This window comes from Erwinia piriflorinigrans CFBP 5888 (assembly GCF_001050515.1).
Lineage (GTDB): Bacteria > Pseudomonadota > Gammaproteobacteria > Enterobacterales > Enterobacteriaceae > Erwinia > Erwinia piriflorinigrans.
This window is the reverse complement of the sequence record NZ_CAHS01000005.1, coordinates 76,355-88,885: the sequence shown is the minus strand read 5'-3', so window position 1 is coordinate 88,885 and position 12,531 is coordinate 76,355. Positions and strand designations below refer to the sequence as shown.

The 12,531-nt window shown below is 53.1% G+C and carries 12 protein-coding genes and 2 tRNA genes; 5 read left to right on the top strand and 9 right to left on the bottom strand.

The window, feature by feature from the left end; all coding sequences use genetic code 11:
- Window positions 1–10 precede the first annotated feature (10 nt).
- The 8 genes from rimP to rlmE all read right to left on the bottom strand — a co-directional run bounded on the left by rimP (window position 11) and on the right by rlmE (window position 6,516).
- Entirely contained in the window at window positions 11–463 is a 453-nt protein-coding gene (gene rimP, locus EPIR_RS01765; protein WP_023653568.1) for a ribosome maturation factor RimP, read from the bottom strand.
- 210 nt (window positions 464–673) lie between these two features.
- Window positions 674–750, bottom strand: a tRNA-Met gene (locus EPIR_RS01760).
- A gap of 48 nt (window positions 751–798) precedes the next feature.
- Window positions 799–885, bottom strand: a tRNA-Leu gene (locus tag EPIR_RS01755).
- A 50-nt stretch (window positions 886–935) separates the two neighbouring features.
- A complete protein-coding gene (secG, locus tag EPIR_RS01750) occupies window positions 936–1,268 on the bottom strand; it encodes a preprotein translocase subunit SecG (RefSeq protein ID WP_023653567.1) in 333 nt (110 codons plus the stop codon).
- A 308-nt stretch (window positions 1,269–1,576) separates the two neighbouring features.
- The gene (gene glmM / locus EPIR_RS01745) at window positions 1,577–2,911 is read right to left on the bottom strand and encodes a phosphoglucosamine mutase (protein WP_023653566.1); all 1,335 of its coding nucleotides are present in this window, start codon (window positions 2,909–2,911) and stop codon (window positions 1,577–1,579) included.
- Between the two features lie 4 nt (window positions 2,912–2,915).
- Entirely contained in the window at window positions 2,916–3,752 is an 837-nt protein-coding gene (folP, locus tag EPIR_RS01740; protein WP_023653565.1) for a dihydropteroate synthase, read from the bottom strand.
- 85 nt (window positions 3,753–3,837) lie between these two features.
- Entirely contained in the window at window positions 3,838–5,772 is a 1,935-nt protein-coding gene (gene ftsH, locus EPIR_RS01735) for an ATP-dependent zinc metalloprotease FtsH (protein ID WP_023653564.1), read from the bottom strand.
- Between the two features lie 114 nt (window positions 5,773–5,886).
- On the bottom strand, window positions 5,887–6,516 hold the full coding sequence (rlmE, locus tag EPIR_RS01730; protein WP_023653563.1) for a 23S rRNA (uridine(2552)-2'-O)-methyltransferase RlmE: 630 nt from the start codon (window positions 6,514–6,516) through the stop codon (window positions 5,887–5,889).
- Window positions 6,517–6,643: 127 nt separating this feature from the next.
- Here rlmE and yhbY point away from each other — a divergent pair, with 127 nt between their 5' ends.
- A complete protein-coding gene (yhbY, locus tag EPIR_RS01725) occupies window positions 6,644–6,937 on the top strand; it encodes a ribosome assembly RNA-binding protein YhbY (RefSeq protein WP_023653562.1) in 294 nt (97 codons plus the stop codon).
- A 297-nt stretch (window positions 6,938–7,234) separates the two neighbouring features.
- On the opposite strand, the gene greA is transcribed toward yhbY, so the two are convergent.
- Window positions 7,235–7,717 carry a transcription elongation factor GreA gene (greA, locus tag EPIR_RS01720; RefSeq protein ID WP_023653560.1) on the bottom strand — a complete coding sequence of 161 codons (483 nt, stop codon included), beginning with the start codon at window positions 7,715–7,717 and terminating at the stop codon, window positions 7,235–7,237.
- A 249-nt stretch (window positions 7,718–7,966) separates the two neighbouring features.
- Here greA and dacB point away from each other — a divergent pair, with 249 nt between their 5' ends.
- The 4 genes from dacB to EPIR_RS01700 all read left to right on the top strand — a co-directional run bounded on the left by dacB (window position 7,967) and on the right by EPIR_RS01700 (window position 12,531).
- A complete protein-coding gene (gene dacB, locus EPIR_RS01715; protein ID WP_048696670.1) occupies window positions 7,967–9,400 on the top strand; it encodes a serine-type D-Ala-D-Ala carboxypeptidase in 1,434 nt (477 codons plus the stop codon).
- Window positions 9,401–9,404: 4 nt separating this feature from the next.
- The gene (gene pmrA / locus EPIR_RS01710; RefSeq protein ID WP_157037487.1) at window positions 9,405–10,067 is read left to right on the top strand and encodes a two-component system response regulator PmrA; all 663 of its coding nucleotides are present in this window, start codon (window positions 9,405–9,407) and stop codon (window positions 10,065–10,067) included.
- Window positions 10,064–11,119: a two-component system sensor histidine kinase PmrB gene (gene pmrB, locus EPIR_RS01705; RefSeq protein WP_023653557.1), complete on the top strand. Its 1,056-nt coding sequence runs from the start codon at window positions 10,064–10,066 to the stop codon at window positions 11,117–11,119. Before pmrA ends, pmrB begins: the two co-directional genes overlap by 4 nt.
- A gap of 236 nt (window positions 11,120–11,355) precedes the next feature.
- Window positions 11,356–12,531, top strand: coding sequence for an isochorismate synthase (locus tag EPIR_RS01700; RefSeq protein ID WP_023653556.1), 1,176 nt, complete (start codon window positions 11,356–11,358; stop codon window positions 12,529–12,531).

Genomic DNA, 12,531 nt, shown 5'->3' with positions numbered 1-12,531 from the left:
ATCCGGACTTTTAAAAGTGGGGAACCAGGTTCGCCTTCTGGATGTTACTCAGCGCGAACACTTCGTCGTTACCCTCAACGGCAACAGTAATCATCTCACCCTCGACAGACTTAATGATACCCTGCCATTTGCGACGGTTTTGAACCGCCATACGCAGCACCAGGCTCACTTCTTCGCCAGTAAAACGCGCATAATGCTCTGCGGTAAACATCGGTCGATCAAGGCCCGGCGAGGAAACTTCGAGGTTGTAGGCCACGGTAATCGGGTCTTCGACGTCCATTACCGCACTGACCTGGTGGCTCACATCAGCACAATCATCAACATTGATGCCATCTTCACTATCAATATAGATGCGCAAGGTGGATGTGCGCCCGCGTACAAACTCAATACCAACCAGTTCGTAGCCTAGCGCTTCTACCGGTGCTGAGATCAGCTCTGTTAATTTTTGCTCTAATGTGGACAATCCCACCCCCAAGACGTAAAAAAAGGGCCTATAGCCCAGTGATGCTGCTTCCTGATAACAAAAAACCCCGAAATATCGGGGCTTATTGTGACTGGACCCTGTAAACCGCTAACGGCGGTTCGGCACAGTCCAAAAGAATTTTTTCCAAAATAAGCTGCCATGCCCATTGCTAAGTAAACAGTATATTTGAAAAAGAACTCTAAGGGAAAGTGGTTGCGGGGGCCGGATTTGAACCGACGACCTTCGGGTTATGAGCCCGACGAGCTACCAGGCTGCTCCACCCCGCGTCCGAATAATACGCATAACTTGCACAATTCACAAGCAAAACTTTGATTTGGTACCGAGGACGGGACTTGAACCCGTAAGCCCATGCGGGCACTACCACCTCAAGGTAGCGTGTCTACCAATTCCACCACCACGGCACTAAAGAGGCGACTTTTTTATTTCTGTCGCGTCGAAACTACTGTACTGCTTACTGCGGGATATCACTGCCCGGCGTAGCCGGTTTAGCTGGCTGAGTCTGTTGCGACTGCGCCGGCTGAGACAGATTTTCCCACTCGCTTCCTTTCTGAGTTTTGTTACTGTTGATGTTACCCAAGATCAGGCTGATGATGAAGAACAGGGTCGCCAGCACTGCAGTCATACGGGTCATGAAATTGCCTGAACCGTTAGAACCAAACAGCGTACCGGAAGCGCCTGCACCAAATGATGCTCCCATATCAGCGCCTTTACCTTGCTGAAGCATAATCAGACCAACAAGGCCGAGTGCCACAATAAGGAAAACTACTAAAAGAGCTTCGTACATAATCAACCTTGTTCCTTGCGCGTCAACCGCACATCAAAAGCTTCAAACCAGTTAGAAAGATAGTTTATCACTACCCATCAGAAGCGGGTGTGAATACTAACCAATGGGGACCGTGCACGCAAGAGCAATTTCGCCAGCCCATTCCGATTGCGGAAAAAAACGACAAAGAGCGGTTTTTATCAGTACTAGTGCGCGTTTAATAAGCAATAACAGTGGCATCAGGCCCGGTGCGTGCAGGATGCCCCGTACAAACGGGTCATCCTTGTCTGATACATGAAGTGCTTATTCAGAGCGCTTCGCCCGTCCCGTCAAACCGCCTTCACCGCATCAGCAATACGGTTGGCCAACTTGCTAACCAGCGCTTCATCTTCGCCTTCCACCATTACGCGAATCAACGGCTCGGTACCCGATTTACGCAACAGTACGCGACCGCGCCCTTTTAGCTCGGTTTCTGCTTCAGCCGTCACCGTTTTGACCTGCGCATCCTCCAGCGGGTCGTTAGCGCCACTGAAGCGAACGTTCACCAATATTTGTGGCAGCAGTTTCATCCCGCTGCACAAATCGTGCAGACTCATATGGTTGCGCACCATCGCAGTAAGTACCTGCAAACCTGCTACGATGCCGTCACCGGTGGTTGTTTTGTCCAACAGGATCACATGCCCTGAGTTCTCAGCACCCAGACGCCACCCTTTCTCTTTCAATTTCTCAAGCACGTAGCGGTCGCCTACTTTTGCGCGAGCAAAAGGAATACCCAACTGTTTTAGCGCCAGCTCCAGCCCCATATTGCTCATTAACGTGCCAACCACGCCGCCGCGCAGCTCCCCCTGGCGCAACCCTTCGCGAGCAATCAGATACAGGATCTGGTCACCGTCGACCTTATGCCCCAGATGATCAACCATCATAATGCGATCGCCGTCACCATCGTAGGCAAGGCCAACGTCGGCTTTCTCTGCCAGTACGCGTTCCTGCAACAGCCGCAGATCGGTTGCACCACACCCTTTGTTGATGTTCATGCCATCGGGCTGAACGCCAATTGAGATAACCGTCGCTCCCAGTTCGCGCAGCACATTGGGGGCAATGTGATAGGTTGCACCGTTGGCGCAGTCAACCACGATTTTCAGTCCGTTGAGGCTAAGCTGGCTGGGGAAAGTGCCTTTGCAAAACTCGATGTAGCGCCCGGCGGCATCAACGATACGGCTGGCACGGCCCAGTGCGGCAGACTCTACACAGGTAATCGGTTTTTCCATTTCAGCTTCAATCGCCGCTTCCACTTCATCAGGCAGCTTGGTGCCCTCGGTCGAGAAAAACTTAATGCCATTGTCATCGAACGGGTTATGTGAAGCGGAGATGACAATGCCGGCTTCGGCACGGAACGTGCGGGTCAGATACGCCACCGCCGGCGTAGGCATTGGCCCGGTGAATGCCGCAGACAATCCCGCCGCCGCCAGACCGGCTTCAAGTGCTGATTCAAGCATATAACCGGATATACGCGTGTCTTTACCAATGATAATTTGCTTGGAACCGTGACGCGCCAGCACTTTTCCTGCGGCGAAGCCTAGCTTCAAAACGAAATCCGGGGTGATAGGCGACTCACCGACTTTGCCGCGAATTCCATCTGTACCAAAATATTTACGCTCGCTCATAATATTATTTTTCCCTTGCAGACTGAGTGGCTTCGACAACGCGCATTGCCTCTACGGTTTCTTTGACATCGTGCACACGCAAAATATGGGCCCCCTGCATCGCGGCAATCACTGCACACGCAAGGCTACCGGTCAAACGCTGTGAAGGCCCCACGTTCAGTAGCTGACCAATCATACTCTTACGCGATAAGCCGACCAGCAGCGGCAGGCCAAAGCGATGGAAATCGGCCAGATGCGCCAGTAGCTGATAATTGTGGGAGAGATTCTTACCGAAACCAAAACCCGGGTCGAGCAACAACTGCGATTTTTTGATCCCGGCCGCTTCGCAACGGGCGATATTATCAACGAAGAACGCCGCAACGTCGTGCAAAACGTTTTGGTATTGCGGCGACTGCTGCATGGTTTTAGGCTCACCCTGCATATGCATCAGACAGACCGGCAGTCCCGTTTGTGCAGCAGCAGCCAGCGCGCCAGGTTCTTGCAGTGAGCGGATATCGTTGATGATATGCGCCCCGGCGCGGGCCGCTTCGAGGATCACTTCTGGCTTAGAGGTATCAACCGAGATCCATACTTCAAAACGTTGAGCGATGGCCTCCACCACAGGAATAACACGCTCCAGCTCCTGCTCCGTACTGACTACTGCGGCACCGGGCCGCGTGGACTCACCGCCGACATCGATAATCGTCGCCCCAGCGTTAATCATCTCATTCGCGTGGGTCAGTGCCTGGATTAATTCGTTATGCTTGCCGCCATCAGAAAAAGAGTCAGGAGTGACATTCAAAATCCCCATCACATGGGGATGAGAAAGATCGAGCACGGCATCTCTGGCGTACAGCTTCATAACAAATTGTCTCCGTTAATTGGGGTATAAAAAAACCCCGGACATGGCCGGGGTTGATAACAACAGCAGTTTACAGCGTGCGCCGTTACTTGTCGCCTAACTGCTCTGACATGGTATTACCCGGGTTTGGCGTATTCGGTTCATCGACCGGACGCGGTGCCTTTGGCGTACCATTTCCATCAGAGTTGTTAGTGCTGCCTGGATCTTCCCAGCCTGCAGGCGGACGCACTTCACGGCGTGCCATCAGATCGTCGATCTGAGGGGCATCAATGGTTTCATACTTCATCAATGCGTCTTTCATCGAATGAAGGATGTCCATATTTTCGCCGAGGATCTGACGAGCCCGCTTGTAGTTGATCTCCACCAAGGATTTCACTTCCTGGTCGATGATACGTGCCGTTTCATCAGACATATGCTTGGCTTTCGCCATCGAACGGCCGAGGAACACCTCACCCTCTTCTTCCGCATACAGCAGCGGACCGAGTTTCTCCGAGAAGCCCCACTGGGTAACCATGTTACGGGCTATAGACGTCGCGACCTTGATGTCGTTCGACGCGCCGGTAGAAACATGTTCAACACCGTAGATAATCTCTTCGGCCAAGCGACCACCGTAAAGGGTAGAAATCTGGCTTTCCAGTTTCTGACGGCTGGCGCTGATGGCGTCACCTTCAGGCAGGAAGAAAGTCACACCCAGAGCGCGTCCACGCGGGATAATCGTCACTTTGTGCACCGGATCGTGTTCAGGCACCAGGCGACCGATAATCGCATGTCCCGCCTCGTGATACGCGGTAGACTCTTTCTGCGCTTCGGTCATCACCATGGAGCGACGTTCCGCACCCATCATGATTTTGTCTTTGGCTTTTTCAAATTCAACCATCGACACCACACGCTTGTTACCACGAGCAGCAAAAAGCGCAGCTTCATTGACCAGGTTAGCCAGATCCGCACCGGAGAAGCCAGGCGTACCGCGCGCAATGATTGCCGCGTCGATATCGGTGGCCAGCGGTACACGGCGCATATGAACTTTAAGGATCTGCTCACGGCCACGAACATCTGGCAGGCCGACAACAACCTGACGGTCAAAGCGACCTGGACGCAGTAACGCCGGGTCCAGAACGTCAGGGCGGTTCGTCGCGGCAATAACAATGATGCCTTCGTTACCTTCGAAGCCGTCCATTTCTACCAGCATCTGGTTCAACGTCTGCTCACGTTCATCGTGACCACCGCCTAAACCGGCTCCACGCTGACGACCGACCGCATCAATTTCATCGATAAAGATGATGCATGGTGCAGCTTTCTTCGCCTGTTCAAACATATCACGGACGCGGGATGCCCCCACGCCGACAAACATTTCAACAAAGTCAGAACCGGAGATGGTAAAGAAGGGGACTTTCGCTTCGCCGGCAATCGCTTTCGCTAACAGCGTTTTACCGGTTCCCGGAGGTCCGACCATCAGTACGCCTTTCGGAATTTTGCCGCCAAGCTTCTGGAAACGGCTCGGCTCACGCAGGTATTCCACCAGCTCGCTGACTTCTTCTTTTGCTTCGTCACATCCGGCAACATCACCAAAGGTGGTCTTGATTTGATCTTCTGTCAGCATACGAGCCTTGCTCTTGCCGAAGGACATCGCGCCCTTTCCGCCGCCGCCCTGCATCTGACGCATAAAGAAGATCCAGACACCGATAAGTAACAGCATTGGGAACCATGAGATAAAGATAGATGCCAACAGGCTTGGCTCTTCAGGTGGTTCGCCTACTACTTTTACATTTTTAGTCAACAGGTTATCGAGTAACTTGGGATCGTTAACAGGAATGTAGGTGGTATATCGGTTACTGTCTTTTTTGGTTACGTTAATCTCACGCCCGTTAATACGTGCCTCGCGGACCTGATCCTGATTCACTTCCGACAAGAAGGTTGAATAATCAACCCTACGGCCATTCGACTCGCTGGGCCCAAAGCTCTGGAATACAGACATCAGCACAACTGCGATGACTAGCCAGAGAATCAGGTTTTTCGCCATGTCACTCAAGGGATTAACCTCATATTACAACGGTGTTAACAGACAGCGTAGGGTACTATATATCCTTCACACTTGGAATCGCTGCAATGCTGACAGCCATTCCAGCCATGCTGGTTATAGTTTGCGCCCTGTCGCTACAATGTACACTTCACGCGAACGAGAGCGCGAAGCGTCCGGCTTACGAATTTTTACTTTCGTAAACAGGGAGCGAATTTCCCGCAGGTATTCTTCAAAGCCATCTCCCTGAAACACTTTCACTAAAAAGCTGCCGCCAGGTGCCAGAACGTCCCGGCACATCGCTAACGCCAGCTCACACAAGTACATTGACCGGGGAATATCTACCGCAGGCGTACCCGTCATGTTAGGAGCCATGTCAGACATCACCACCTGAACTTTGGTATCACCTACACGTTCCAACAGCGCTTTAAGTACCAGTTCCTCTCGGAAATCGCCCTGCAGGAAATCGACGCCAACGATAGGATCCATCGGCAGAAGATCACAGGCGATAACGCGCCCTTTTGATCCAATCTGCGTGACCACATACTGCGACCAGCCGCCGGGAGCGGCTCCCAAGTCGACCACGGTCATCCCGTGTTTGAAAAGCTTGTCACCCTGCTGTATTTCGTCAAGTTTAAACCAGGCGCGTGAACGCAGCCCCTTTTTCTGTGCCTGAAGCACATATTTATCGCTAAAGTGTTCCTGTAGCCAGCGGCTGGAACTGGCCGAACGCTTTTTACCAGTCATACAATTTCCAACTATGATTCAACGTAGCGATAAATAAACCGCGTAAATCAGCGCTGCCGATTTGGTGATACACCCGAGATGGCGGTAGAATGACCCGTTTTCAATCCCAATGTAAGTAAAATATACGATGAATCTGAGTACCAAACAAAAACAGCACCTGAAAGGTCTTGCCCATCCGCTGAAGCCAGTTGTTATGCTGGGCAACAATGGTTTGACCGAAGGGGTGCTGGCCGAGATCGAACAAGCACTTGAGCACCATGAACTTATCAAGGTGAAAATCGCCACAGAAGACCGTGAGACGAAAACCCTGATTGTTGAGGCCATCGTGCGCGAAACGCGTGCAGTTAACGTGCAGGTTATCGGCAAAACGCTGGTGCTGTACCGTCCAACGAAGGAACGCAAGATCTCCATTCCGCGCTAAAGCAAGAGTGCGGCGAATATCGCCCACATCCTGCCAGTGCCCGATCCGGAGAAAGTGCCACGCTCCTGACTCTGATAAAAGGCCGCCCAGCGGCCTTTTTCTTATCTTTACAAAACGCTCATCTGCACTGGATAACCTGAGCCGCTTGATAAAGCGGCAATCGTTGCTATCCCTGCACGCTGGCACCCGTCAGTGATTCGGGTGAACACCAGATCGGTTCGCAGTGAATTTGCACACCGTACGCAGCCGTATCAGGTTCCACTCAAATGCGACGAACATTGTTGAGAGTAGCAGAAATCAGAGATATTCCACTTTTACGATTTCATATTCGACATCGCCGCCGGGAGTTTTGATGACGGTAGCATCATCAGCGACTTTACCCACCAGGCCGCGTGCCATCGGTGAATTCACCGAGATCAAATTCTGCTTAAAGTCCGCTTCATCATCGCCCACAATACGGTAGGTTGACTCTTCGTCGGTCTCAACATTCAGCACGGCGACGGTCGCACCGAAGATCACCCGGCCGTTGGCGTTGCCGGCCATTTTGGTGACATCAATCACCTGGGCGTTCGACAATTTCGCTTCAATTTCCTGAATGCGTCCTTCGCAGAAACCCTGCTCTTCACGCGCAGCGTGATATTCCGCGTTTTCTTTCAGATCGCCGTGTTCACGCGCATCGGCAATTGAGGCAATAATTCTGGGCCGTTTGACGGTTTTTAGCTCTTCCAGCTCTTCGCGCAGTTTGTCCGCGCCCCTTAACGTCATCGGAATCTGATTCATCTCAATACCTCGTAAAATCTGTCCTGTTCAAAGTGTCGTCATCCTGACGGCTAGTATGCAGAAAAGGCGTTCTGCGGCGTCTGTTACTGATTTAAAACGAAAGAAACCTGACCCGGAGCAAGCTCCAGGCCGGGATCAATTTTGCAATTTGATACGTATTTTACCCCAGAGTTGCATAGGGGTCATCGTTTACTTTCCACCACGTTGCACCGTAGTATGGCAGCATCACCTGTCAGTTACCGCGAGATTATGCGATTTTCACGAATTGTCACCGGCATTACCTGCGCATTTATGCTGCAAGCGCAGGCTGCGCCCGTCGAAGAATACAGCCAATTTTTACCCGACGGCGCAAATCTGGCGCTGATGGTACAGAAAATTGGCGCAGCAGCACCATCAATTGACTACCACAGCCAGCAGATGGCACTGCCCGCAAGTACCATGAAAGTCATCACCGCCCTTGCTGCCCTGTTGCAACTCGGCCCTGATTATCGTTTCCATACTCAGCTGGAGAGCAAAGGCAGCCTGAGTGGAAATACGCTGCGCGGCGATCTGGTGGCACGCTTCGGCGGTGATCCGACGCTGACGCGTCAGGATCTGCGCAATATGGTCAACGCCCTGAAAAAACAGGGAGTCGAGCATATTGAGGGTAATCTGGTCATTGATACGTCCGTGTTCGCCAGCCACGACAAAGCCCCAGGCTGGCCGTGGAACGACATGACCCAGTGCTTCAGCGCACCGCCGGGTGCCGCTATCGTTGACCGTAACTGCTTCTCGGTATCGTTATACAGCGCACCCAATCCGGGTGATAAGGCCTTTATCCGCGTGGCGTCTTACTACCCGGTCAATATGTTTAGTGAGGTGCGTACGCTGGCAAAAGGCTCACCCGATGCCCAGTACTGCGAACTGGATGTGATGCCCGGCGAGTTAAACCGTTTCACGCTGACCGGCTGTCTGACGCAGCGTGCCGAACCGCTGCCGCTGGCGTTTGCCATTCAGGATGGTGCCAGCTATGCCGGGGCGTTGCTGAAGGCCGAGCTACAAAATGCCGGAATTGATTATAGCGGTCACCTTGTCCGCCAGACGCTGCTGACGGAGCCTGCCACGGTACTGGCGCAAACCCAGTCGGCGCCGCTGCACGACCTGTTAAGGATCATGTTGAAGAAGTCCGATAATATGATCGCCGATACGATATTTCGCACCATTGGCCGCGAGCGTTTCGGCGTGCCGGGCACCTGGCGAGCCGGTTCGGATGCCGTGCGTCAGATCCTGCGTCAGAAGGCGAATATCGATCTGGGTAACAGTATTCAGGTAGATGGTTCCGGGCTGTCACGCCACGATTTGATCTCACCCGCGACTATGATGCAGGTACTGCAATATATTGCACAAAACGATAGCCAGCTTGACTACATTTCGATGTTGCCGCTGGCAGGCCATGATGGCACGTTACTCTATCGAGGCGGCCTGCATGAGGCGGGCGTTGACGGTAAGGTGTCGGCCAAAACCGGTTCATTACAGGGCGTCTATAATCTGGCTGGCTTTATGACCACCGCTAGTGGACAGCGCGTTGCCTTCGTGCAGTTCCTGTCAGGCTATGCCGTACCGCCGCAGGATCAGCGTCAACGTCGTATCCCTCTGGTACGCTTCGAAAGCCGCCTGTATAAGGACGTTTACCGGAATAACTGATCTGATGAAAATATTGATCGTAGAAGATGATACGCTGCTGCAACAAGGCCTAAGCCTCGCCCTAAGTGGGGAAGGTTATGCCGTTGACTGCGCGGCGAATGCGGCTCAGGGGGCTGCATTTTTGCAAAGCGGTCAGTATAGCCTGGTGGTGCTGGATCTCGGCCTGCCGGATCGTGATGGCGCCCATCTGCTACGTCAGTGGCGTAAAGAGCAGCAGGATCTGCCGGTGCTAATCCTCACCGCGCGTGATGCTCTCTCAGATCGGGTCGACGGACTGGATGCGGGTGCCGACGACTATCTGATTAAACCCTTTGCGCTGGCGGAGCTGAAAGCGCGCGTTCGTGCGCTGATCCGCCGCTATCAGGGCAAAAGCGATAACCTGTTGCAGCATGGCGATATCTCCCTCAACCTTTCCTCACAACAGGTGGCTGTAGACCTTCAGCCGGTAGACGTCACGCCCAAAGAGTTTTCCCTGCTCACCCGCCTGCTGATGCGTATTGGTCAGACGGTGCATCGTGAAACATTGCAGCAGGATCTTTACAGTTGGCAGGATGACACCTCTTCAAACACGCTTGAGGTCCACATTCATAATCTGCGGCGCAAACTGGGTAAAGAGCGAATCAAAACGGTACGCGGCGTGGGTTACCGGCTGGAAGAGCGCCAATGAACAGTATGCGTAAGCGTTTGCTGATCATGCTGGCGCTGATCCTGCTAAGCTGTCAGCTAATAAGTGCCTTGTGGTTATGGCATGAGAGCCGCGAACAGATCGGATTTCTGGTCAATGAAACGCTCACCGCTCACGCCCGCAATGACCAGGTTGAGAATGAGATCCGTGAGGCGATAGCCTCGTTACTGCTGCCTTCGCTGGTAATGGTTTGCTTTACCCTGCTGCTTTCCTTCTGGGCGATCAGCTGGATTATCCGACCGCTGCACGCGCTGCAAACCAGCCTGCTCACCCGCTCGGCTGATAATCTCACCCCACTTCCTCTTCATTCAGAAATGGATGAAATTGCCGCTGTTACCGGCACATTAAATCAACTTTTAAGCAGGCTTGACCACTCTTTACAACAGGAGCGTCTGTTTACCGCCGATGCAGCCCATGAGCTACGTACGCCGCTGGCGGGGGTACGTTTACACCTGGAACTGCTTGAGCAACAAGGGGTACAGCAGGGCGCTATGCTTGTCGCGCGTATCGATCGGTTGATGCACGTCATCGAACAATTGCTGATGTTGTCGCGCGCTGGCCAGGCTTTGACCAGCGGTCATTACCAAACGCTAACCTGGCATGACGTGGTGGATCCGCTGCGAATGGAGATGGACGAACTGTTAGCGCTTCGACAACAGCGGCTGATTATCTGCGGGGATACGGGGATCGGGGTACAGGGTGATGCCGTGCTGCTCCGCCTGATGCTACGTAATTTACTTGAAAATGCCTCACGCTATAGCCCGGAGGGCTCAACCATTACGCTGTTACTGACAGTTGATGCCGGAGGCAGCAACCTCATCGTACGTGATGAAGGCCCGGGGATTGATACCGCCACCCTGCATGATGCTATTAAAGCATTCCGTCGTATGGACAGGCGTTATGGCGGTAGCGGCCTTGGACTGAATATCGTTCAGCGTATTGTCCAAATCCACCACGGCCGCCTCAGTCTGAATAATCGCAGCGATCGCAGTGGTCTGGATGCCAGCTGCTGGCTACCCCAGCGGCTGGATTAATACTTCCGTTACAGAATAACGCACGCTATCAGCCGTTACATCCCGCCCGCCTCACCGCTTTAAACGCTATTACCCTGTGCGTTACGCACCGTCGTAACGCCCTTAAATATGTAACAACCTTTGTGCGCCCATTAATTTACCTTTATTGACACAGTGCATTAATCGTCGTAACGTACGCAACCTTAAAGCAAATGATAACTATTCTTATTTCTTTTATCATTTAGGTGAGGTGTGCGATGGAATCGTTAACGTCAGAAAGTACTCTGGAATTTGCAACAAATGCCGCAGCAAGTGGCTTTTTCTTCATGTCACCCTGGCGCAGTCTTGCGGCTCAAGGATGTTTTACCACTATCACCACACCGGCATCCGGTGGAAATTCCCTCGACGGCGATTTTCAACAAGAGGTCCGGCAGCGATTTTCAGAGGCCAGGCGCCAGGGGATCGTCAGTCCGGTGCTGGTTGGTGCCATTCCCTTTGATGTCAGCCAGCCTTCATCCCTGTTTATTCCAGAATCCAGCCACTATTTTGACGGCAAGGCATTCCGCCAACAGATGTCCGCTCACAAAGCCGGGTTGCCTGAGGTGATTCGTCGTCAGGCTGTGCCGGAGCAGGACGAATTTATGCTTATGGTCAGTAAGGCCGTAGCGGCCACCGGATCACGGCAGCTCGACAAAGTGGTGCTATCACGCCTGATGGAGATCGTCACTGCGCAACCCGTGGAAAGCCGCGATCTGATGATGCGACTGATTGCACAGAACCCGGAGAGCTATAACTTCCATATTTCGTTGCCGCAGGGCGGTTCATTACTCGGTGCCAGCCCGGAATTGCTACTACGTCAGTGCGAAAAGCGTTTTTATACTCATCCGCTTGCCGGTTCAGCACGCCGTGAGCGTGATGCGCAGAAGGACAGCCAGGCTGGCCAGCGGTTGATGAATTCCGGCAAAGATCGCTACGAACACAAGCTGGTCACCGATGCTATGCGTGATGTGTTACACCCCCGCAGCGCTTCCCTCAAGTTACCCGCCACGCCGCAGCTGCTCACCACGTCTACGCTCTGGCACCTGGGTACGGCCATTGAAGGTGAAGTCAGCAATAAAGCGGATACCGCGCTGTCAATGGCCTGCCTGTTACATCCGACCCCGGCACTCAGTGGTTTCCCACACGCCTGCGCGCAGAAACTGATCGCCGAACTGGAACCGTTCAAGCGCGGTCTTTTTGGCGGCATTGTCGGCTGGTGTGATGAGCACGGCAATGGTGAGTGGGTGGTCACTATTCGCTGCGGCAAAGTGAATGGCAACCGCGTGCAGCTGTTCGCCGGAGCCGGAATAGTCCCTGCTTCGACTCCTGAATCCGAATGGCGCGAAACCGGCGTCAAGCTGAATACCATGTTGAGTGCCCTGGGCCTTAACTAA

What these genes read in the sequence shown, in the direction of transcription:
- secG (WP_023653567.1), bottom strand. Translation starts at nt 1,268, where the DNA reads ATGTACGAAGCTCTTTTAGTAGTTTTCCTTATTGTGGCACTCGGCCTT.
- glmM (WP_023653566.1), bottom strand. Translation starts at nt 2,911, where the DNA reads ATGAGCGAGCGTAAATATTTTGGTACAGATGGAATTCGCGGCAAAGTC.
- folP (WP_023653565.1), bottom strand. Translation starts at nt 3,752, where the DNA reads ATGAAGCTGTACGCCAGAGATGCCGTGCTCGATCTTTCTCATCCCCAT.
- ftsH (WP_023653564.1), bottom strand. Translation starts at nt 5,772, where the DNA reads ATGGCGAAAAACCTGATTCTCTGGCTAGTCATCGCAGTTGTGCTGATG.
- rlmE (WP_023653563.1), bottom strand. Translation starts at nt 6,516, where the DNA reads ATGACTGGTAAAAAGCGTTCGGCCAGTTCCAGCCGCTGGCTACAGGAA.
- yhbY (WP_023653562.1), top strand. Translation starts at nt 6,644, where the DNA reads ATGAATCTGAGTACCAAACAAAAACAGCACCTGAAAGGTCTTGCCCAT.
- greA (WP_023653560.1), bottom strand. Translation starts at nt 7,717, where the DNA reads ATGAATCAGATTCCGATGACGTTAAGGGGCGCGGACAAACTGCGCGAA.
- dacB (WP_048696670.1), top strand. Translation starts at nt 7,967, where the DNA reads ATGCGATTTTCACGAATTGTCACCGGCATTACCTGCGCATTTATGCTG.
- pmrA (WP_157037487.1), top strand. Translation starts at nt 9,405, where the DNA reads ATGAAAATATTGATCGTAGAAGATGATACGCTGCTGCAACAAGGCCTA.
- pmrB (WP_023653557.1), top strand. Translation starts at nt 10,064, where the DNA reads ATGAACAGTATGCGTAAGCGTTTGCTGATCATGCTGGCGCTGATCCTG.
- EPIR_RS01700 (WP_023653556.1), top strand. Translation starts at nt 11,356, where the DNA reads ATGGAATCGTTAACGTCAGAAAGTACTCTGGAATTTGCAACAAATGCC.